Origin of the sequence: Aeromonas lusitana (genome assembly GCF_002812985.1) — a bacterium.
In the GTDB taxonomy this organism is placed as follows: Bacteria; Pseudomonadota; Gammaproteobacteria; order Enterobacterales; family Aeromonadaceae; genus Aeromonas; species Aeromonas lusitana.
Map to the genome: position 1 here is coordinate 237,882 of NZ_PGCP01000003.1, position 22,219 is coordinate 260,100.

Annotated in this window: 17 protein-coding genes; 13 read left to right on the forward strand and 4 right to left on the reverse strand. The window is 63.8% G+C overall.

The window, feature by feature from the left end; genetic code table 11:
• Window positions 1-19: 19 nt before the first annotated feature.
• Window positions 20-1,546: a CoA-acylating methylmalonate-semialdehyde dehydrogenase gene (locus CUC44_RS02630; protein WP_100858444.1), complete on the reverse strand. Its 1,527-nt coding sequence runs from the start codon at window positions 1,544-1,546 to the stop codon at window positions 20-22.
• A gap of 277 nt (window positions 1,547-1,823) precedes the next feature.
• On the opposite strand from CUC44_RS02630, the gene CUC44_RS02635 reads away from it, so the two are divergent.
• The 8 genes from CUC44_RS02635 to CUC44_RS02670 all read left to right on the forward strand — a co-directional run bounded on the left by CUC44_RS02635 (window position 1,824) and on the right by CUC44_RS02670 (window position 13,343).
• A complete protein-coding gene (locus CUC44_RS02635) occupies window positions 1,824-2,972 on the forward strand; it encodes an isovaleryl-CoA dehydrogenase (protein ID WP_100858445.1) in 1,149 nt (382 codons plus the stop codon).
• Entirely contained in the window at window positions 2,969-4,588 is a 1,620-nt protein-coding gene (locus CUC44_RS02640; protein ID WP_100858446.1) for a carboxyl transferase domain-containing protein, read from the forward strand. The genes CUC44_RS02635 and CUC44_RS02640 overlap by 4 nt, the downstream gene beginning before the upstream one ends.
• Before the next feature lie 10 nt (window positions 4,589-4,598).
• A complete protein-coding gene (locus CUC44_RS02645; RefSeq protein ID WP_100858447.1) occupies window positions 4,599-5,423 on the forward strand; it encodes an enoyl-CoA hydratase-related protein in 825 nt (274 codons plus the stop codon).
• A 97-nt stretch (window positions 5,424-5,520) separates the two neighbouring features.
• Entirely contained in the window at window positions 5,521-7,503 is a 1,983-nt protein-coding gene (locus CUC44_RS02650) for an acetyl/propionyl/methylcrotonyl-CoA carboxylase subunit alpha (RefSeq protein WP_100858448.1), read from the forward strand.
• Window positions 7,500-8,471 (forward strand): hydroxymethylglutaryl-CoA lyase, encoded by a 972-nt coding sequence (locus CUC44_RS02655; protein ID WP_100858449.1) that lies wholly within the window; start codon window positions 7,500-7,502, stop codon window positions 8,469-8,471. Before CUC44_RS02650 ends, CUC44_RS02655 begins: the two co-directional genes overlap by 4 nt.
• Complete coding sequence (locus CUC44_RS02660) at window positions 8,461-8,874, forward strand: MerR family transcriptional regulator (protein ID WP_100858450.1); 414 nt, start codon at window positions 8,461-8,463, stop codon at window positions 8,872-8,874. Before CUC44_RS02655 ends, CUC44_RS02660 begins: the two co-directional genes overlap by 11 nt.
• Window positions 8,875-9,174: 300 nt before the next feature.
• Window positions 9,175-12,084 carry a DUF748 domain-containing protein gene (locus tag CUC44_RS02665; RefSeq protein ID WP_100858451.1) on the forward strand — a complete coding sequence of 970 codons (2,910 nt, stop codon included), beginning with the start codon at window positions 9,175-9,177 and terminating at the stop codon, window positions 12,082-12,084.
• Window positions 12,085-12,746: 662 nt separating this feature from the next.
• Window positions 12,747-13,343, forward strand: a complete 597-nt coding sequence (locus CUC44_RS02670; RefSeq protein WP_033131986.1) for an acetate uptake transporter — start codon at window positions 12,747-12,749, stop codon at window positions 13,341-13,343.
• An 87-nt stretch (window positions 13,344-13,430) separates the two neighbouring features.
• Here CUC44_RS02670 and CUC44_RS02675 read toward each other — a convergent pair whose 3' ends face one another.
• Both CUC44_RS02675 and CUC44_RS02680 read right to left on the reverse strand, forming a co-directional pair.
• On the reverse strand, window positions 13,431-14,246 hold the full coding sequence (locus CUC44_RS02675) for a M90 family metallopeptidase (RefSeq protein WP_100858452.1): 816 nt from the start codon (window positions 14,244-14,246) through the stop codon (window positions 13,431-13,433).
• A 19-nt stretch (window positions 14,247-14,265) separates the two neighbouring features.
• Window positions 14,266-14,703, reverse strand: a complete 438-nt coding sequence (locus CUC44_RS02680) for a GNAT family N-acetyltransferase (protein ID WP_425266290.1) — start codon at window positions 14,701-14,703, stop codon at window positions 14,266-14,268.
• 333 nt (window positions 14,704-15,036) lie between these two features.
• On the opposite strand from CUC44_RS02680, the gene CUC44_RS02685 reads away from it, so the two are divergent.
• Window positions 15,037-16,530 carry an alanine/glycine:cation symporter family protein gene (locus CUC44_RS02685; protein WP_100858453.1) on the forward strand — a complete coding sequence of 498 codons (1,494 nt, stop codon included), beginning with the start codon at window positions 15,037-15,039 and terminating at the stop codon, window positions 16,528-16,530.
• Between the two features lie 91 nt (window positions 16,531-16,621).
• Here CUC44_RS02685 and CUC44_RS02690 read toward each other — a convergent pair whose 3' ends face one another.
• Window positions 16,622-17,428, reverse strand: a complete 807-nt coding sequence (locus CUC44_RS02690; protein ID WP_100858454.1) for a crotonase/enoyl-CoA hydratase family protein — start codon at window positions 17,426-17,428, stop codon at window positions 16,622-16,624.
• A 159-nt stretch (window positions 17,429-17,587) separates the two neighbouring features.
• On the opposite strand from CUC44_RS02690, the gene CUC44_RS02695 reads away from it, so the two are divergent.
• From CUC44_RS02695 to CUC44_RS02710, 4 genes are all read left to right on the forward strand, one after another.
• Window positions 17,588-19,375, forward strand: a complete 1,788-nt coding sequence (locus tag CUC44_RS02695; RefSeq protein WP_100858455.1) for a putative nucleotidyltransferase substrate binding domain-containing protein — start codon at window positions 17,588-17,590, stop codon at window positions 19,373-19,375.
• Window positions 19,376-19,382: 7 nt separating this feature from the next.
• Complete coding sequence (locus tag CUC44_RS02700; RefSeq protein WP_100858456.1) at window positions 19,383-20,015, forward strand: 3'-5' exonuclease; 633 nt, start codon at window positions 19,383-19,385, stop codon at window positions 20,013-20,015.
• A gap of 107 nt (window positions 20,016-20,122) precedes the next feature.
• Window positions 20,123-20,434, forward strand: a complete 312-nt coding sequence (locus CUC44_RS02705) for a DUF485 domain-containing protein (protein WP_100858457.1) — start codon at window positions 20,123-20,125, stop codon at window positions 20,432-20,434.
• The gene (locus CUC44_RS02710) at window positions 20,431-22,086 is read left to right on the forward strand and encodes a cation acetate symporter (RefSeq protein ID WP_100858458.1); all 1,656 of its coding nucleotides are present in this window, start codon (window positions 20,431-20,433) and stop codon (window positions 22,084-22,086) included. The genes CUC44_RS02705 and CUC44_RS02710 overlap by 4 nt, the downstream gene beginning before the upstream one ends.
• The last annotated feature ends 133 nt before the right edge of the window (window positions 22,087-22,219 follow it).

Consider the following 22,219-nt stretch of genomic DNA (forward strand, 5'->3'; position numbering starts at 1 on the left):
GCCTCAACGTGCCCATCACCTAACGCAGGCTGATGGTCATATTGGGGCCGGTGGGGATGTCCTCGTCGAACCAGCGCTCGGTCACCGTCTTGGTCTCTGTGTAGAAGCGCACCGCCTGCTTGCCGTAGGCGTGCAGATCCCCGTAGAAGGAGCCGCGCCAGCCGGTGAAGGAGAAGAAGGGCAGTGGCACCGGGATGGGCACGTTAATCCCCACCTGGCCCACCGCCACTTCATGGCGGAACTTGCGGGCCGCGGCGCCGCAGCCGGTGAAGATGGAGGTACCGTTGCCATAGGGGTTGTTGTTGATGAGGGTCAGCGCCTCATCCAGGTTCTCCACCTCGAGACAGGCGAGCACGGGGCCGAAGATCTCCTCTTTATAGATGCGCATCTCTGGGGTCACGCCGCGAAACAGGGTGGGCCCAACCCAGTTGCCCACCGGGTAGCCGGGCACGTCGCAGAAGCGGCCGTCCAGCAGGCACTCGGCTCCTTCCTTGATGCCCGCTTCGATCAGTCCCTCGACCCGGACCTTGGCTTCCGGGCTGATAAGGGGGCCGTAGGCGGCCTCTGGATCGTGCCACACCCCGGGTTTGACCTTGGCAAACTCGGCGGCGAGCGCCGGGATCCACTCCCTGGCGCTGCCCACGAAGACCGACACGCTGATGGCCATGCAGCGCTGACCAGCGGCGCCTACCCCGGCCCCCACCAGGTTGCTCAGCACCTGGCTCTTGTTGGCATCGGGCATGATCACCATGTGGTTCTTGGCACCGACAAAACACTGGGCCCGTTTCAAGTGCTCGGTGGCGGTGCGATAGACGTGGGCACCGACCCGGGCAGAGCCGACGAAGCTGACCGCCTTCACGTCCGGATGGATGAGTAGCGCATCCACCTGCTCGGCGCCGCCGTGCACTACCGACAGAATGCCCTTGGGCGCGCCAGCCTCGGCGAACAGCTCAGCCAGGCGCATGGGGGTAAGAGGATCCTGCTCGGAGGGTTTGAGTACGAAGCCATTGCCACAGGCCACCGCCAGCGGAAACATCCAGAGCGGGATCATGGCCGGGAAGTTGAACGGCGTGATGCCGACACAGACCCCGAGCGGCTGCACCCAGGAGTGGCCGTCGACCCGGCGCGCCACGTTGCCCATGGTCTCCCCCAGGGTTTGGCTGGCGATGGCGCAGGCCTGCTCCACCACCTCGATGCCGCGCCACACATCCCCCTTGGCATCCGCCAGATTCTTGCCTGTCTCCTGGGCCAGCAGGGCCGCCAGCTCGTCGTGATGCACCTTGAGCAGGTGTTGGTAGTTGAACATGACCCGTGCCCGTTCCGGGGCCGGCACCTCCCGCCAGAGCAGGTAGGCGTCGTGGGCGGTGCGCACCGCATGCTCTATCTCGGCCGGGGTAGCCTTGGGTACCCGTGCCAGCAGGCTCTGATCCGCCGGGTTGGTCACCTCGATCCACTCCTCGCTCGCAGACAGATAAGCCTCACCGCCGATGTAGAGCGGCAGATCCCCGTATCGGGTTTGCGGATGACCGCTGTGCTGGTTGCTCATAGGGTCCCCCATGCTGCGACAAAGACGCCGTCATTGAGTCTCGGCCCATGGCCGGGCTGCGGGATGCAGTTGCTTACCATCTTCTCCACTCCTTGAGTCCGACCGGTTGCGGGGAAATACCCCCTTGCCGACGCCTGATAACGAATTTACCTTAGACTAACAATTCATTTACGTTTACGCTAACGTAAACTTGATTCATTGATGGACTGACCAGTTTGCTACGCCCTTGCGGCACGAAACCGGTCGGGACAGACCCCGCTTGATAAGGAGAGCAAGGATGCATGCCCTGATGGATGAGACCCTGCAGGCCCTGACCGAACAGGTCGAGGCCTTCTGCCAGAAAGTGATAGCCCCCCGCGCCGAGGAGATAGACAGGAGCAACTCCTTCCCCCGGGATCTCTGGCCCCAGATGGGGGCGCTGGGCTTGCACGGCATCACGGTGGCGGAAGCCTATGAGGGCGTAGATCTCGGCTACCTCGCCCACGTGCTGGTGATGGAGCAGGTGAGCCGCGCCAGCGCCTCGGTCGGCCTCTCCTATGGCGCCCACTCCAACCTCTGCATCAACCAGATCCACCGCCACGGCACCCCTGATCAGAAGGCGCGTTACCTGCCTGATCTGGTCAGCGGCAAGCACGTGGGGGCGCTCGCCATGAGCGAACCGGGAGCCGGCTCAGACGTGGTTGCCATGCGCCTGAGCGCGCAAGACAGGGGCGATCATTTCGTGCTCAACGGCAACAAGATGTGGATCACCAACGGGCCGGACGCGGACACCTTCGTCATCTACGCCAAGACGGACGCATCAGCCGGCCCCAAGGGGATATCGGCCTTTATCGTCGAGGCAGGCACACCGGGGTTCACCACGGCCCAGAAGCTCGACAAGCTCGGCATGCGCGGCTCCAGCACCTGCGAGCTGGTGTTCGACGATTGCAAGGTGCCAAAAGAGAATCTGCTCGGTCCATTGCACGGCGGGGTCAAGGTGCTGATGAGCGGGCTCGATTACGAGCGCATCGTGCTGGCGGCCGGGCCCCTTGGCATCATGCAGGCCTGCATGGACGTGGTGCTGCCCTATGTGCGCGAGCGCAAGCAGTTCGGTCAGGCCATCGGCGAGTTCCAACTGGTGCAGGGCAAGCTCGCCGACATGTACACCCGCCTCGCCAGCAGCCGCGCCCTGGTCTATTCGGTGGCCGCGGCCTGCGATTCGGGCCACACCAGTCGCAAGGATTGCGCCGCCGCCATCCTGTTTGCCGCCGAGAATGCCACCCAGATGGCGCTCGATGCCATCCAGCTGCTGGGGGGCAACGGCTACATCAACGAATACCCCACAGGCCGCCTGCTGCGAGACGCCAAGCTCTACGAAATAGGCGCCGGCACCTCCGAGATCCGCCGCTGGCTCATCGGCCGCGAGCTGATGGGAGAGCAGGCATGAGTCGCCTCTTCTCTCGCCTCGACACGGCCAGCCCGGAATTTAGCGAGAACCGCGCGGCCATGGCGGCCCTGGTCATGGATCTCCATGTCAATTTCGATGAGATAACCTTGGGGGGCGGCGCTGCCAATCAGGCCCGCCACCGGGATCGGGGCAAGCTGCTGCCCCGCGATCGCATCGATCAGTTGCTCGACCCCGGCTCCCCTTTTCTTGAACTCTCCGCCCTCGCCGCCTGGCAGGTCTATGACGAAACGGTGCCCGCCGCCGGCATCATCACCGGGCTCGGCCGCATCTCGGGCCGGCTCTGCCTGCTGGTGGTCAACGATGCCACCGTCAAGGGGGGTACCTATTACCCCCTCACGGTGAAAAAACACCTGCGCGCCCAGGCCATCGCCGAGCGGCTGCGCCTGCCCTGTCTCTATCTTGTGGACTCCGGCGGCGCCTTCCTGCCCATGCAGGACGAGGTATTCCCTGACCGGGAGCACTTTGGCCGCATCTTCTACAACCAGGCCCGCATGTCCGCCAAGGGCATACCCCAGCTCGCGGTGGTGATGGGCCTGTGCACCGCCGGCGGTGCCTACGTACCCGCCATGGCGGACGAGTCCATCATGGTCAAGAACCAGGCCACCATCTTCTTGGCGGGCCCGCCCCTGGTCAAGGCCGCCACCGGCGAGACCATCAGCGCCGAGGCCCTGGGCGGCGCCCTGGTGCACTGCGCCCACTCGGGGGTGGCGGATCATCTGGCCGAGGACGATGCCCATGCGCTTTCCATCGCCCGCACGTTAGTCAGCAACCTGGGGGAAAACGGCCAGCCAGAGCCCGCCCACCATCACGCCAACCCGGCCTTCGAGGAGCCCTGCTACCCCATAGAGGATCTCTACGGCCTGGTGGGCACCAATCTCAAGCGCCCCTATGACGCCAAGGAGCTGATAGCACGCCTGGTGGATGGCTCCGAGTTCGACGAGTTCAAGGCGCTTTTCGGCACCACGCTAGTTACCGGCTTTGCCCGCATCCAGGGCATGCAGGTCGGCATCCTCGCCAACAACGGCGTGCTGCACAGCGACAGCGCCCAGAAGGGGGCCCACTTCATCCAGCTCTGCAACAAGCGTTCTATTCCTTTGCTGTTCCTGCAGAACATCACGGGCTTTATGGTGGGCAGTGCGGCGGAGAAGGAGGGGATCGCCAAGCACGGCGCCAAGCTGGTGACTGCCGTGGCCTGCAGCCGGGTGCCGAAGATCACCCTGATCGTCGGCGGCAGCTTCGGCGCCGGCAACTACGGCATGTGCGGCCGCGCCTATGAGCCCGACTTCCTGTTCAGCTGGCCTAACAGCCGCATCTCCGTGATGGGGGGTGAGCAGGCCGCCGGCGTGCTGGTGCAGGTACGCCGGGACAAGCTGGCGGCCGAGGGCAAGGAGTTGAGCGAGCAGGAAGCCGAGGCCATTCGCGCCCCCGTCATCGCCCAATACGAGCGCCAGGGCCATCCTTATTACGCCAGCGCCCGCTTGTGGGACGACGGCGTCATCGATCCCGCCCAGAGCCGCACCGTGCTGGCCCTGGCTCTGGCCGCCTGTCAGGGCGCCGAGCCCGGGCCGGAGCAGTACGGCATCTTCCGGATGTAAGGAGTTCACCATGTCCGATCCCCTCTTTAGCGATCCCCCACCCAGCTTTCGGCTGGAGCAGCACGGCCCCCTGGCGGAGCTCATCCTGGCGCGCCCTGCCCGTCACAACGCCTTCGACGCCGAGCTGATGCTGGGGCTGCTCGACTGCCTGGATGAGCTGGTTCACCAAGAGCACCGTCCCCACGTCCTGCTGCTGCGGGCCGAGGGCAAGCATTTTTGCGCCGGCGCCGATCTGGACTGGATGCGCAACCTGGCCCACGCGGATTTCGAGCAAAACCGCGAAGATGCGCGCGTGCTGGCGCGGCTGATGCAGACCCTAGATGAGCTCCCCTTCCCCACCCTGGCCCTGGTACAGGGGGCCGCCTACGGCGGGGCACTCGGCCTCATCTGTGCCTGCGACATAGTGCTCGCCGCCGATAACGCCCGCTTCTGCCTCTCCGAAGTGAGTCTGGGACTGGTGCCTGCGGTGATCAGCCCCTACGTGGTGCGCGCCATGGGCATGCGTCAGGCCCGCCGCTATATGCTGAGCGCCGAACCCTTCGATGCCATCACCGCCTGCCGCCTCAACGTGGCCCACCTGATGACCAGCCCGGCCGAGCTGCTCACCGAGGGGCGTCGCCAGGCCCTGCGACTGTGTCGCAACGGCCCCCAGGCGATGAAAGAGACCAAACGGCTGCTGGCCGCCATCGATGATCACGGCAACCAGCGCCATCAAGATCAGACTGTCGAGACCATAGCCCGGGTGCGGGTCGGTCTCGAGGCCCAGGAAGGAATGCAGGCCTTCTTCGACAAGCGTCCTCCCAGCTGGCTCCCCCGTTTCAAGGACGAAACATGAACAGACCCATGACAGGCGCCATCGCCGAACTCGACAACAATCACCTGAGCACGGACGGCAACCTTATCTCCTACTTTCGTGCCCGCAAGGAGCGCAAATGACTGCCAATACCCCCATCAAGCGCTTGTTGATCGCGAACCGAGGCGAGATAGCAGTACGAGTCATCAAGACGGCCCGCCGTCTCGGCATCCACACCATAGCCCTCTACTCGGATGCCGACGCCAACGCCATGCACGTACGCGACGCCGACGAGGCCTGGCACCTGGGAGCGGCTCCCGCCCGGGAGAGCTACCTCGACACCGCCAAGGTGCTCGCCATCGCCCATGCGGCCAAGGCCGATGCCATCCACCCGGGTTACGGCTTCTTGTCGGAGAACAGCGACTTTGCCAGCGCCTGTGAAGATCTCGGGATCCGCTTCATCGGCCCGAGCGGCGCCGCCATCCTCGCCATGGGAGACAAGTCCGGCGCCAAGGCGCTGATGCAGGCGGCCGGCGTGCCCGTGCTGCCCGGCTATCACGGCGCGGATCAGAGCCTGGAGCTATTGCGCGATCAGGCGCGCCAGACCGGCTTCCCCCTGCTGATCAAGGCCGCCAGCGGTGGCGGTGGCAAGGGGATGCGCCGGGTCGAGGGGCTCGCCGAATTCGACGAGGCGCTGGCGGTGGTGAAACGCGAGGCCCTGGCGGCCTTTGGGGACGATCATGTGCTGCTTGAGCGCTACCTGCCCCGTGCCCGCCACGTGGAGGTGCAGGTGTTTGCCGACAGCCTGGGCAATGCCATCTATCTCGGGGACCGAGATTGCTCCTTGCAGCGTCGCCACCAGAAGGTGATTGAGGAGGCCCCGGCCCCCGACATCCCGGCCCCCCTGCGACAGCGAATGGGTGAGGCGGCCGTGGCCGCCGCCCGGGCCATCGACTACCGGGGTGCGGGCACCATCGAATTTTTGCTGTGCGAGGGGGAGTTCTTCTTCATGGAGATGAACACCCGGTTGCAGGTGGAGCATCCGGTCACAGAATGCGTCACCGGTCAGGATCTGGTGGCCTGGCAGCTGGCGGTGGCCGAGGGCAAGCCCCTGCCGCTGACCCAGGAGGAGGTGGTGCTGCGCGGCCACGCGGTGGAGGCGCGCCTCTACGCCGAGGACGTGCCTGCCGGTTTCCTGCCCGCCAGCGGCCCCATCCATTGGCTGCACTGGCCGATGGGGATCCGTATCGACACCGGGGTCGGCGCCGGGGATGAGGTCAGCCCCTATTACGATCCCATGATCGCCAAGCTGGTCGCCCACGGTCAGAGCCGCGCCGAGGCCTTTGCCAAACTGGCCGAGGCCCTAGGTGCCCTGACGCTGGGCCCCCTGGTGCACAACGGCGCCCTGCTGCTGCGCCTGTGTCAGGAGCCGGAGGTGCTGGCCATGCGCCACCACACCCAGTGGCCCATCCCGACCGGGCCCTTGCCCATACCGGCACTCGCCTGGCCCCTTGCCGCCCTCTGGCTCGCCAGCCGCCCCGACATGACGCCCCCCGGCAGCAGCTCACCCTGGCAGCAGGCCAGGGGCTTTCGGCTCGGCAGCCACAAGCGCTGGACTGTGGTGGTGCGAATGGGTGACGAGCGCCGCACGCTGACGCTCGATGAGTCCGCCGGCACATTTGAGTGGCAGGGAGGCCACCTCCCCTATGCAGCGGGACCCGATCATCTGCGGCTGCTGCAAGGGAAAACCTGGCAGCGCTATCCTGTCCAAGCCGCCGGGCAGGGTTTCGTGCTGCAAATACAGGGCAGAAACATTCCATTCTGCGAAGAGGATCCCCTCCATCAGGCCCCCTCTGATCAACATCATGGGAGTGATCTTCGCGAGGTACGCGCCCCCATGCACGGCATCCTGGTGGCCCTGCTGGTCGACGCGGGCCAGCAGGTCAAGCGGGGCCAGCCTTTGCTGGTACTGGAGGCCATGAAGATGGAGCACAGCCTCAAGGCCGAGCGGGACGGGGTGATCGAGGCCCTGCACTGCCGGCAGGGGGATCAGGTGAGCCAAGGCAGCGTCCTGGTGCAGTTTGCACAAAGTGATGAACCGGCAGAAGTGAGCGCATCATGAGCAGAGAACACAGACCCGTCGATCGGGTGAGCCTGGTGGAGATGGGGCCGCGGGATGGCCTGCAAAACGAGGCCCGCATACTGCCCTTGGCCCAGCGACTCGAGTTGATCGCGCACCTCGCCGAGAGCGGCCTGCAGCGCATCGAGGTGGGGGCCTTCGTCTCCCCCAAACGGGTACCCCAGATGGCGGATTCAGGCGCCCTGTTCGAGGCCCTGCCCCGCCGCACGCCGGTGCGCTACGGCGCCCTGGTGCCGAACCTGCAGGGGCTGCAGGCCGCCATCAGCGCCCGGGTGGACGAGATTGGCCTCTTCACAGCCTGCTCCGATGGCTTCACCCGCGCCAACATCGGCATCGGTGTGGAGGAGTCATTGGTGCGCTTCGCCCCCTTGGTGACAGAGGCGCGCCGCCTCGGCATCCGGGTGCGCGGTTATCTCTCCACCGTCATCGCCTGCCCCTACGAGGGCCCGACCCGCCCGAAACGGGTCGCGGCGCTGGCCGAGCGGCTGCTGGATCTCGGTTGTCACGAGATCTCCTTAGGCGACACCATAGGGGTCGGCACCCCGGGCACGGTCGCCCCCATGCTGGACGCCGTGCTGCACGAGGTGCCGGCGGGGCGGCTCGCGGTGCATTTTCACGACACCTACGGCCAGGGGCTGGCCAACCTGCTGCCGGCGCTGGAGCGCGGCATCCGCACCATCGACTGCTCGGTGGCCGGGCTCGGCGGCTGCCCCTATGCACCGGGCGCCTCCGGCAACGTCGCCTCGGAGGAGGTGGTCTACCTGCTGCACGGCCTTGGCATGCACACAGGGGTGGATTTGGACAAGCTCGCCGCCACCGGCCAATGGGTGAGTGAGCAGTTGGGGCGGGCCAACGGCTCCCGGGTCGGCCGGGCACTGCACGCCAAGGCCCTCGCCCGCCAGCAAGCGACCCAGGATGAGATAGCGCAAGGAGAGTGCCATGGCCCCTAACCGCTTCGCCAGCAAGGAGGTGACCTACAGCATCTCCGAGCTGGCTCAGGAGTTTGACGTCACCCCGCGCACCATCCGCTACTACGAGGACGAGGGGCTGATCACCCCGACCCGGGAGGGGCAGACCCGCATCTACAGCCACAAGGACAAGATCCGCCTGAAGTTGACCCTGCGCGGCAAGCGGCTCGGCTTCAGCTTGGCGGAGATCCGCGAGCTGTTCGATCTCTACGACACGGACCGCTCGAGCAAGAAGCAGTTGCACTCCATGATCCAGATCATCGAGGCGAGGCGCCACTCCCTGCGCCAGCAACTGGAAGATATCCAGATGGTGATGGCCGAGCTGGAGGCCGCCGAGCTGCGCTGCGTCAACTCCCTCAACGGCTTGAAAACGGGCGCGGATTGACCGACGCTGGGGGCATCTCGCCCCCGGAGCCTGCCATGAGGCACAACCGCGCATCATCACGACATGCCATCACGGCGCCCCGAGTTGACTCCTCTCAGGCGGGCTGCCCGCCAGCCTGCCACGTTCATATGGGCCCTGCGCCGCGAGGCCGCGCCGCCATCGACTCCCCCATTCAGCCTCCCCTGTCGCCATTGGCTGGATTTTCAGCGTTTTTGGTCAGAGTCCGGCGCAGTCCACTGGCTCATCCCATGATCACAGTGCGATTAATTGCTACCATATGCGCATCAATTGGAGACCATCATGTCCAAGCCTCTGCCAGTTCGCCTGTTGCGCTACCTCCTCTATCTCTGCGCCGCCCTGCTCATCGCCCTCTCCATACTGCTGTGGCAAGCACCCGGTCTCACCCAACGCCACCTCCCCGGCTGGCTGGCCAAACACTATGGCCTGCAACTGACCCTGGGGAAGATAGAGGTCGCTCTGCGCGCCCCCTCCCTCACCATTGGCCCGACGGCCCTGCTCGATGAGCAGCAAAAGCCCATACTCGCATTCGAGCAGTTGCACCTTGTTCCCAAGCTCAAAGAGAGCTGGCAGCATAAGGCCATCCTGCTGGAGGAGGCCGTGCTGACCAGGCCCACGCTGGACCTGGTGCGCCTCGAGGATAAAAAAGGCGAGGTACGTTTCAATCTGACCGAGGCATTGGCCCCCTTGCTGGCAAGCATACCGGCATCCGATCCCACCCAGCCCGTCACAGAGCCGCTACTGGTCGCGATCACCCGGGTGGCGCTGGCGCAGGGCCAGATCCAGTACCGGGATAGCCGCAAGAACACCAGCCCTGGCTGGGTACCGCCTCTCACTCTCGGCGATCTCGCCCTGCAATTACCTGAGTTTTCCACCGAGGCGACCCGCAGCAATCCCTATCGTTTAAGCGCCACCCTCAACAAGAAGAGCCCCCTCAAGGCAGAAGGTGAGCTCGACATCATGACGGGAGCGGGCAAGGGGAAGATAAGCCTCGACAAGCTGGCCCTCGCCCCCTTCGCGCCGCTCTGGGCGCCCTATCTCAAGGTCAATCTGGCCAAGGGGGATGCCAGCGCCGTGCTTGATTACCGGCTGGTGCAGGGCAAACAGGGGCTGGGGTGGCAGCTCTCCAAGGGCAAGCTGGTCTTGAACAACTGGCAGCTCAAACGGCCCAAGGGCGCCGAATTTGCCCGCTTCAATCAGCTGGCCCTGACCGGCATCAGGCTCGATGGCAACAAGCAGTCCCTCGATGTGGATGCCGCCTCACTCAAGACGCCTGTCATCAGCGCCGTGCTCGATGACAAGCAGCAGCTGGACCTGGCCGATCTGCTGATCACCCAACCTCCTGCCAAGGCGAGCAAGCAGCAACAGACCGGCAAGTCAAAGGCGGCCGCCCCCTGGCGCTGGCAACTCAAGCAGGCTCGTATCAGCGGGGGCAATCTCAAGCTGACCGAGTCGAGCAGTGGCAAGCCGCTGGCACGGGAGCTCACCGGGCTCGAGCTCACCCTGGGGGCGCTCGGCAGTGCCACCGACCAACCCAGCCCGTTGACCCTTAACAGCACATTGAACCAGCAGAGCCAGCTCAATTTTGAGGGCAGCCTCACCCCAGCGCCCTTCGCCCTTCACGGTGACATCAAGCAGCAAGGCTTGCCCCTTGCCTGGGCCCAGCCCTATCTGCAGGATCTGCTGCGCATCAAGGTGCAGGACGGTCTGCTCACCAGCCATACCAAGCTGGCGCTGGCCACGGATAACAAGGGTGCCCTGAGCCGGCTGGAGGTCACCGGCGGTTTCGATGTCGACAAGCTGTATGTGCTGGACAGGGCCGACAACCAGCGGCTGCTGCAGATCGAGCGGCTGCAACTGAGCGGCCTGCGCTATGACGGCCTCAGCCAGCAGCTCAAGATCGGCGACATATTGCTGCGCCAGCCCTTCGCCCGCATCGAGATCAACGAAGAGGGGATCACCAACGTGCAGCAACTGCTGTTGCCCCGGCCGGGCAACAAGGGCACCAGCGGCGGACCTGCGCCGCGCATCCTGATCGATCAGATGCGCACCGAGCAGGGCAATTTGCGCTTCGCCGATCGCAGTCTGAGCCCGGAATTCGTGGTGGACATCGCCTCCCTCGCGGGCCAGAGCCGCCACATCAGCAACATCCCGGGCCAGCGCTCCGAGCTCGCCTTCAACGGCAAGGTGGACCGCTACGCCCCCGTCACCATTCGCGGTGGCACCAATTTACTGATCGACGATCCCGTGCTCGACGTCGCCGTGGCCTTCACCAACCTGGAGCTCACCACCTTCACCCCCTACTCCAGCACCTATGCGGGCTACGCCATCGACAAGGGCCAGCTCTCCATGAAGCTCAACTACAAGTTGCAAGGCAACCGGCTGGAGGGGGACAACGACATCACCATCAAGAAGCTGCAGCTCGGCGAGAAGATCAAGAGCGAGCAGGCCAAGGATCTGCCCCTCGGCCTCGCCATCGCCCTGCTGAGCGACTCGAGCGGCGTCATCAAGATGAACCTCAAGGTGAAGGGCGATCTGGATCAGCCGAACTTCAGCCTGGGCAACATCTTCTGGGACGTGCTCGGCAACACCCTGACCAAGGCCATCACCTCCCCCTTCTCCCTGCTCGCCTCCCTCACAGGTGGCACCAAGGATCTCGACGAACTGCCCTTCCTCGCCGGTGATCCCAGCCTAACCCCGAGCCAGCAGACCAAGCTTGGCAAGCTGGCCCAGGCATTGAAGGAGCGGCCCAAGCTCAGCATGAACATCCGCGGCAAGGTCAACTTCAACGAGGAGCGCCCCATCTTGCAGCGCCAAAAGCTCGAACGTGTGCTGGCCAAGATCACCGGGTCACCGGCGGATCTCGCGCAGCTGGAGCAGGATCCCCCCCTGCAAGCCGCGCTGGGGGAAGCCTATGAGGCCAAGTTCAAGGAAGATCTCGGGGACCTGGCGGACAGATTGAAGCTCCCGAAGCAGAGCCCGGCCCTGCGTGCCCAGGCGGTGCTCCTGCTGCGAGACCAGCAGCTCATCACCGCCAAGTCATTGCGCAACCTCGCCATGCGCCGTGCCCAGAACACCAAGGAGTTTCTGGTGGATACCCAGGGTATAGCGCCGGAGCGGCTGTTCGTGCTCGACAGCCAGGTCAAGGAGACGGACAAGGAAGCCAAGGTGGTGCTGACCCTGGATAACTGACAACGCGGGGCGGCTAAGGCCGCCCCGGTTTTACCTGCCATTCTGTCCGCCACACCGCCTACTGCTTGCCTACCACCCTCCACTGTGTCCCACCCTTCACCTCAATATCAATCCTCTATCCCTCTCTGCTTCCTTCCCCCTTGCCCTGCATCAGTTGTTACTTGCCTTTGACCTCTGGTCATTACAGAGAAACAACACCTATCCACCAGCGTTTCTCTCTGCTTTCATGAATAACAGCAGTGAAATACACCGCCAATGCCGATAAATGGCAGAGAGGTCTCGACCTCCCTCGCTTCAAACCGGGATAAACAAGGCTTGTCTGATGGCATATGAGTGCTCTTTTTGACCGCCATCGAAGAGGTCGTGGGTCGGTCAGCGCAACCTGGATGGGATTGAGCCCTATCGGCATGATCTCGTCAGCCATGGGAGCCACATCGCCCCTGTCACTTATTTTCACATCGCCGTTATTTACACAAAAAATCAACCAGGAAAACGTCTTTCATTTACCTGTTTCCTACCTGAATGACACGAATGATGGCGCCGGTAATTTTATGTGTCGTTTTTTTACTATTTATTCTCTCAGCCCCCTTGCCGGAGGGTCGGCGCCTGCCTAAAATCGCGCGTCTTTTATCAACCCCCACTCGATTGTTGGAGAACACCACGTGAGCGAAAAATTGGCCAACCCTGCCCCTCTGGGTCTGATGGGTTTCGGTATGACCACCATTCTGCTGAACATCCATAACGCAGGCTTCTTCCCCATCAGCGCCATGATCCTGGCCATGGGCCTGTGCTATGGCGGTCTGGCCCAGATCATTGCCGGCATCATGGAGTACAAGCGTGGCAACACCTTCGGTGTGACCGCCTTCATCTCCTACGGTACCTTCTGGTGGAGCCTGGTGTTCCTGTTGATGATGCCTGGCATGGGTCTGGCCGAAGCCACCCCGCACGCCTTCATGGGCTGGTATCTGCTGATGTGGGGCATGTTCACCCTGTTCATGCTGGTCGGCACCATCAACTTCCCGCGCGTGAAGCAGTTCGTGTTCGCCTCCCTGACCGTGCTGTTCTTCCTGCTGGCCGCCCGTGACTTCACCGGCAGCACCCTGATCGGCACCATCGCCGGTTTCGAAGGCATCATCTGTGGCGCCAGCGCCATCTACCTGGCCATGGCCACCGTGATCAACGAACAGTTTGGCCGCACCGTGCTGCCGATCGGCGATCACAAGAAAGCCGCCGCCGTGCAGCTCAAGGCTGCCGCATAATTTGCGGTAAGCAGGCGCAAGCGCTGATAGAAAAAGGCACCCCTCGGGGTGCCTTTTTGTTTTGCGAGCGTTTGCCGGGCGGCGTCATCACGCCGGTATATGCCCCTCGCTCTCGCTTGCCAGCAAACGGGTCGGTGGGAAACGGGCCGCCGGTTGCTGGCCGTAGAAGTGGGCGAACTGCCCATACACCTCCGGGTAGACGGCGCGCAGGCGCAGGGGATCGGTGAAGAAGCTCTCGCTGCACACCGCGAAGAACTCGGCGGGATGCTCGGCAGCATAGGGATCGATATCGGTCAGCTCATGGTGGGCCAGTTGAGCCTTCAGTGCATCGAAGGCCTGCTGCATGGCCTGGGTCCATTGGCGCGGATCCATCCCGTGCGGCAGCGGCGGCGCGCCGTCGGCAGCCCCCCCCAGCATGTCGAGCTTGTGGGCCAGCTCGTGGATCACCAGGTTGAAGCCATCCCAGTCCCCGTCCTGCTGCAGCTCGCTCCAGGCCAGCACCAGGGGCCCCTGGGGCCAGGACTCGCCGGCGTTCTCCTCTTCCCACTCGCTCACCAAGCCAAACTCGTCTTGCACCTCCTGGCGACGGGTGACGGGCTCGGGGATGATGATCACCTCGTGAAAACCGCGATACCAGTCGAGCCCCAGGTGCAAGATGGGGAGCACAGCCTGCAAGGCCAGCACCGCCTGCTGGCGAGGGGTCAGCTCGACCCCGATCTGGGTCAGCGTCTTGCGGGCCAGAAACTGCTTTGCCAGCTCAATCAGCCGCCGCTCTTCCCCCTGGGAGAAGCCCTGCAAGATGGGCACGGCGGCCAGGGCCTGCTGCCACTCCAGGGCCCCGGGAACATTCTCCTCCGCCCGGGCGGAATGACCGAATACAGCTCTTAACTTCGACCAGAACACAGCTTCTCCTGTTACCGCTTCAGAAAACTTTGACGAATCGCTTGGGACGTTCGAGATAACCCTGCGCCAGGTAGAAGCGATGCGCCCCCTCCCGCTTGAGGCTGCTGGAGAGCTCCAGCTGACTGCAGCCGGCCGCCCGGGCTCGCGCTTCGGCCGCCGCCAGCAGTTGGGCTCCCACACCGCTCCCCCTCGCCTCTTCATCGACGACCAGCGCCGAGATGAGGCCCCAGGCCGCCGGGACGTGCAAGGGCATCATGCGATGCCACACCAGCACCCCCACCACGTCAGCCCCCAGGCTGGCCACCAGCACCTCCCGCGCCGGATCGGGCTGCGTCAGCCCGGCCATCACAGCAGACGCGTCGCTCGGGTAACCAAGCTGATGAAACAGGCGCGTGAGCACCTTGCTGTCTGCTGGCTCGGCGCCGCGTATGGCGCAGTGATTGACGTCCGTTTTCACTCCTGACCTCTCATTTATTCTACTTCCCGGGGCATTTTTGCGGTGATATCCGGGGGCGCACGCTGGGCCCCCATGGGGCAAAGATGCCCATGATGGGCAAGCGCCGGATCTTGTCCAGCCCGGATGCGCAATTGTTACTGTTAATTCACAAATTAACAGTGCGGCAACATATTTCGCTAGGAACCATCTGGACAACCCGATATGTTAAAACCCACGGACTTGGCAGTGGAAAGTCCCGTCTATAACGAAGTGACCCTGGGTCACCACCGATTAAATGTTTGGGGAGCGAGGCTCAGACCTCGCCAAGACAGCACAACAAAGGAGTTGTTGTACATGAATGAGGTAGTCAATGCCATCAATGGCGTGATCTGGAGCCCGGCGCTCATCTTCTTATGCCTGGGAGTAGGCCTCTACTTCTCCCTGCGCACCCGCTTCCTGCAACTGCGTCATATCAAGGAGATGGTGCGGTTGATGTTTGACGGCAAGAGCACGGATGCCGGGGTCTCTTCCTTCCAGGCCCTGGCCATGACGCTGGCGGGTCGGGTCGGTACCGGCAACATCGCCGGTGTGGCCACCGCCATCACCTTCGGCGGTCCGGGGGCCCTGTTCTGGATGTGGATGGTCGCCTTCCTGGGTGCCAGCTCCGCCTTCGTGGAGTCCACCCTGGGTCAGGTCTACAAGGAGAAGATCAACGGGGAGTACCGCGGCGGCCCGGCCTTCTACATAGAGAAAGGGCTCGGCATCAAGTGGTATGCCTGGACCTTCGCCATCGCCACCATCTTCGCCTGCGGCGTGCTGCTGCCGGGGGTGCAAGCAAACTCCATCGGCGCCAGTCTGCAGACCGCCTTTGATATCGATCCGAACGTCACCGCTGCCGGTCTGGCCCTGCTGCTCGGCTTCATCATCTTCGGCGGGGTCAAACGCATCGCCCATTTCGCCAGCACGGTCGTGCCCTTTATGGCGCTGGGCTACATCATAGTCGCCTGCGTCATCATAGCCCTCAACATTGGCCAGTTGCCGGGCGTGCTGCTGCTCATCTGGAAGAGCGCCTTCGGCTTTGACGCCGGTTTTGGTGCCGTGCTGGGTCTGGCCATCATGTGGGGGGTCAAGCGCGGAGTCTATTCCAACGAGGCGGGTCAGGGCACAGGGCCGCACGCGTCTTCTGCCGCTGCGGTGAGCCACCCGGCCAAGCAGGGTCTGGTACAGGCATTCTCCGTCTACATCGACACCCTGTTCGTCTGCTCCGCCACCGGCTTCATGCTGCTCATCACAGGTCTCTATAACGTACAGGGGCCGGATGGCGCCGCGCTCTACACCGGTATCGCCGGCGTGGCGGCGGGCCCTGGCTATGTGCAGACCGCCATGGAGAGCATGATGCCGGGCTTTGGCAGCATGTTCGTGGCCATCGCCCTGTTCTTCTTCGCGTTCACCACTATCGTCGCCTACTACTACATCGCCGAGACCAACATCGCCTACATCACCCGCAAGATGAACCTCCCCTGGCTGATGTTCGTGCTCAAGTTGATGCTGATGGCTTCCACCGTCTATGGCACCGTCAAGACCGCCGATCTCGCCTGGGGCCTCGGGGACATAGGGGTCGGCCTGATGGCCTGGCTCAACATAGGCGCCATCCTGCTGCTGCAAAAGACCGCCTTCCTCTGCCTGAAGGACTATGAAGCCCAGCAGGCCCAGGGGCTGGATCCCGTGTTCCACCCGGAAAAACTCGGCATCAAGAACGCCGACTACTGGACCGGTCGCCGCTCGGAGCAGAACCTGGAGCAGGAGCAAGCCGGTCACGCCTTCGAGCCGGATCGCAAGACCTCCTGACTGAGGACGCGGCAAGACTCACGTAGTAGGACATAAAAAATGGCAGCCTTGGCTGCCATTTTCTTTGGGCGTATTCCTTGGGGCCTAGGCCCTAGAGCGCGTTGCGGCGCGGCCCGAACGGCAGGCGCCAGCGAAACAGGCTGTTGAGGGTGGCGCGCCACTGGTTCGGCCGCCCCAGGATCTGCTTCTGCAAGCGGGTCTCTTCTTTCAGCATCACCTCGTCGCTGCGGGCCCAGGCCTGGGTGTAGAGCTGCTTGATCCCCGCCAGCGCGTCCGGTGACTTGGTGATAAGCGTTTTGGCAAATTCCCGCGCCTCGCTTAGGGGATCGGCGCAGACCCGGCTCACCAGTCCCAATCCCTTGGCCTCGGCGGCCAACAGCTCGCGCCCGCTCATGGCAAGCTCCATGGCGATATCCACCCCCATCAGGTTGCGCATGGTGACGCTGCCGCTCATGTCCGGGATGATGCCCCACTTGATCTCCATCACAGAGAAGCGGCAATCCGGGGTGCTGAAGCGAAAATCGGCGCCAAGCGCAATCTGCAGGCCACCGCCGAAACAGACCCCCTGGGTCACGGCGATCACCGGCACAGGCAGCTGGTGCCAGCCATAGGCGACCCGCTGGGCCAGGTTGGTGGCCTCGTCTGCCTCGCGTTTCAGGATATCGAGGGCCGCCACCGGTTGCCTCAGCATGGATTTCACATCCAGCCCGGCGCAAAACCCTCGCCCCTCCCCGTGCAGGATCACCGCCCTCAGTCCCTTGTGTCGCCGCAGCTGGTCGAGGGTCTCGTCAATGGCGCCGAACATGGCCCTGTCCAGGGCATTGAGTTTGTCCCCGCGCGCCAGCATCACCTCGGCGATACCGTCCCGGATCTCGCACTTGACCCTTGGTTTATCCATTTCCTGTCGCTTCCTTGTGTCATAACTGGTCATACCACAACGTTACCAGAGTGTTATCGACCGGTACAGCGCAGCCAAGGCCCCCTTGCGACTAAAGTCGGCTGGTTCCTGTCTAACGCCTTTGCCAGACTGACCCCACCCCCAAGGCCGAGAATTGCCATGACGACCCTGTTCAACTTCGCCCGTCCGCCCTTCGATTGCCTCGATGAGGCCGCGCGCCAGCGACTCGGGCAGAGTCTCAGCATCTGCTATTTTCGCGCCGGCCAGACGGTGCTGAGCCCGGGCGAGACGCCCCCCGGCCTCTATCTCGTCATCAAGGGGGTGGTGGAAGAGTCGAGCCCCCACCAGCCCTTTGGCGACTACGGCATCGATGACCTGTTCGACGTGCGAGCCCAGTTTGACGGCCACTGTCGCCACCGCTTCGACGCCCTGGAAGATACCCTCTGCCAGCTCATTCCTCGCGCCGTGTTTCAGGGGCTCTGCACGGACAACCCGGATTTTGCCCGCTACTTCACCGCGACCCTGAGCGAGCGTCAGCGCGAGCAGGAGCGGCGTAGCCAGCTCGGCCAGCAGAATCTGGCGGAGTTCATCCTGACCCGCATCGACCCCCATCATCTGCAACCCGCCCTGCAACTGGATAGACACACCAGCCTGCTGGCCGCCACCGAAGCCATGGCGGCCAGGGGGACGGATTGCCTGCTCTACCCGGCATCCGATGGCAGCCTGAGTCTCGCCACCCGCAAGACCCTGCTCCACGCCCTGACCCTGAGCGGGCTGCCGCTCTCGGCCCCCCTGTCACTGCTGACCCCGGCCCCCCTCATCGGCCTGCCGCTTGGCGGCTATCTGTTCGATGCCCTGCTGCTGATGACCCGCCATCGCATCAAGCGGTTGGTGGTCTGGCAGGGGCAGGAGGTCGCGGGGGTCTTGCACCTGACCCAGGTGCTCAGCCTCTTCTCCGCCCACTCCCATGTGCTGACCCTGCGCATCGCCCGGGCTGACAATCTGGCCGCCCTGGAGGCGGTCGCCCGGGAGCAGCAGCAATTGACTCGCGCCCTCCATGCCCAGGGGATCCACACCCTGTTTCTGATGCGGCTCATCGCCACCATCAACGAGCAGCTGATCGCCAAGGCCTTCACCCTGGTGATCCCACCGGAGGTGCAAGACAAGGTGTGCCTGCTGATGCTGGGCTCGGAGGGGCGCGGTGAGCAGATCCAGAAGACCGATCAGGACAACGCCCTGATCCTGCCAGATGGCCTGCACTGGCCCAGCCAGCAAGGGGATCTGGCGAATTTCAGCGCCTTGCTGGAACGTCTCGGCTACCCGCCCTGCCCGGGTAGGGTCATGGTCAGCAACCCTCAGTGGGTCAAGGAGGAAACCCAGTGGCAGCAGGCCCTGGAGCAGGCCTGCCTCAACGCCAGCGAAGGGGATCTGCTCTGGCTCGCCACCCTGGCCGATGCCCAGGCCATCGCCGGGGACAGAGCCCTGCTGGCCCCGATCGCCCGGCAGTTGCGCATGCGGCTCGGTGACAGACCGGACCTGCTGGCCGAGATGGCCAGGGCGGCGGTCGCCTTTCACACCCCCCTCACCCTGTTCGGTCGGCTGGCGCAGGCCCCCGAGGGGCTGGATCTCAAGCGCGGCGGCCTCTTCCCTCTGGTACACGGCCTGCGGGTGCTGGCGCTGGAGGCCGACATATTGGAGACCCCCACCCTGGGTCGTCTCGAAGCCCTGGTGGCCCAGGGGCGCCTCAGCCAAGACTATGGCGCCAACCTGGCAGAGGCGTTTAGGCTCTTTATCCGCCTGCGGCTCGGCGGTCAGCTCAAGGCGGGGGACAACCGGGTACGGGTGGATGCCCTCAGTCACGGGGACAGGGATCTGCTGCGCCACGCTCTGCATCAGGTGAAGAAGTTCCAGCAGTGGCTCAGTATCCACTTTCGTCTAAGACAATGAGGCGAACATGACCCTATGGCACAGCTGGCGCCGCCACTGGCATGGCCGCGCCTTTCGTGAGGGGGAGTTCGCTCCCCTGTTTGGCCCACCGCCGGCAGATGAATGGGTGGCGCTGGATTTCGAGACCACCAGTCTGGACCCGGAACGGGCGGAGATAGTGGCCATCGGCGCTGTGCGCATCAAGGGCAACCAACTGCTCAGCGGCGCGGCCCTCTCTCTCAAGGTGCAAGCCCCCATCAGCCTCACCGGCCAGTCGGTAGTGGTTCACGGCCTGCGCCATCAGGATCTGCAACAAGGCTTGCCGCTGGAAGCCGCGCTGCGCCAGCTGCTGGCCTTTATCGGTCCGCGGGAACTGGTGGGTTATCACATCGCCTACGACCTTCGCATCCTCAATCTGGCCTGCCAGCGGCTGTGGGGTCTGCACCTGCCGCAGCCCGGCATAGAGGTGAGTCGCCTCTACCACGACCACCTCTATCGGCGCTATCCGGATGCGGTCATCGATCTGCGCCTGACCGCCATCTGCCAGCATCTCGACCTGCCACCCCTGCCCGCCCACGACGCCCTGGCGGATGCCACTTCTGCCGCCATCATCTTCCTGCGCCTCACCCAGGGCGGCCCCCTGACTTATCCCAAAGTCTAATTGCCGACGAATAACATTTAATTCACATTTTGATTACATGGGCAGAACTCCTGCTCGGTAGGGACACCCATTATTCACAGCTGACAACAACGTCACGGAGAACTGCAATGGAACAGCAACGCTATCTGAGGATCCAGCAAGATCCTGTCTTCCAGGAGTTGGTCGCCAAGCGCCAACGTTTTGCCTGGACCCTCTCCATCCTGATGCTGGGGCTCTACCTGGCCTTCATCCTGCTCATCGCCTTTGCCCCCGGCTGGCTCGGTACGCCGCTCAGTGAAGGCTCCTCCATCACCCGTGGCATTCCCGTCGGCGTGGGGCTGATCCTCTCCTCCTTCGTGCTGACCGGCATCTATGTCTATCGCGCCAACGGTGAGTTTGACGACCTGAACAACAAGATCCTCAAGGGAGCCCAATCATGAAAGGCAAGTCTCTGCTGCTGCTCGGCAGCCTGATGTCCACGCCCCTGCTGGCGGCCGATGCGCTGACCGGCGAGGTGCAACGCCAGCCCCTCAACGTGCCGGCCATCGTCATGTTCGTGGCCTTCGTGGCCGCCACCCTGTTCATCACCTACTGGGCCTCCAAACGCAACCGCTCGGCCTCAGACTACTATGCCGCAGGCGGGCGCATCACCGGCTTCCAGAATGGCCTGGCCATCGCCGGCGACTACATGTCCGCCGCCTCCTTCCTCGGTATCTCCGCCCTGGTCTACACCTCGGGCTACGACGGCCTCATCTACTCCATCGGCTTCCTGGTGGGCTGGCCCATCATCCTGTTCCTGATCGCGGAGCGGCTGCGCAACCTCGGCAAGTACACCTTCGCCGACGTCGCCTCCTACCGCCTCAAGCAGACCTCGGTGCGCACCTTGTCTGCCAGCGGCTCTCTGGTGGTGGTCGCCCTCTACCTCATCGCCCAGATGGTCGGTGCCGGCAAGCTCATCGAGCTGCTGTTCGGCCTGCAATACCACATCGCCGTGGTGCTGGTCGGTATCTTGATGGTGCTCTACGTGCTGTTTGGCGGCATGCTGGCCACGACTTGGGTGCAGATCATCAAGGCGGTGATGCTGCTCTCCGGCGCCTCCTTCATGGCCATCATGGTGATGAAGTCCGTCAACTTCGACATCGGTGCCCTGTTCAGCGAGGCAGTCAAGGTACACGCCAACGGCGCCGCCATCATGAGCCCGGGTGGCCTGGTAGCCGACCCCATCTCCGCCATCTCCTTAGGGTTGGCCCTGATGTTCGGTACCGCCGGCCTGCCCCATATCCTGATGCGTTTCTTCACCGTGAGTGACGCCAAGGAAGCGCGCAAGTCGGTGTTCTACGCCACCGGCTTCATCGGCTACTTCTACATCCTGACCTTCATCATCGGCTTTGGCGCCATCCTGCTGGTCAGCACCAACCCGGCCTTCAAGGACGCCACCGGCGCCCTGCTCGGCGGCACCAACATGGCTGCGGTCCATCTCGCGGATGCAGTCGGTGGCAGCCTCTTCCTCGGCTTCATCAGCGCCGTGGCCTTCGCCACCATACTGGCGGTGGTGGCCGGCCTGACCCTGGCGGGCGCCTCAGCGGTGTCCCACGACCTCTATGCCTGCGTGCTGAAGAAGGGCAAGGCCAACGAAACCGACGAGCTGCGCGTCTCCAAGATGACGACCCTGGTACTGGGGGTGGTGGCCATCGGTCTTGGCATCCTGTTCGAGAAGCAGAACATCGCCTTCATGGTGGGCCTGGCCTTCTCCATCGCGGCGAGCTGCAACTTCCCTGTGCTGTTCCTCTCCATGTTCTGGTCACGCCTGAGCACACGTGGCGCCGTCTACGGCGGCTGGCTGGGTCTGGTGAGCGCCGTGACCCTGATGATCCTGGGCCCCACCATCTGGGTGAAGGTGCTGGGTCATGCCGAGGCCATCTTCCCCTACGAATACCCTGCGCTCTTCTCCATGGCGCTGGCCTTCATCGGGATCTGGTTCTTCTCTGTCACAGACAAGTCCCAGAATGCCAGCGACGAGCACGCGAAGTTCTTCCCGCAGTTCGTGCGCTCCCAGACCGGGCTCGGCGCCGCCAGCGCCAGCTCCCACTGAGTATTCCTATCACCTATACCAAGCCGGCCCTGCGCCGGCTTTTTTCATGACCACTGACCCCGCCCCTTCCCCCGGATGCAATGGCGCCAGATCACAGTTCTCGCTAAAACTTTCGGCAGATCTGTGCCATAAT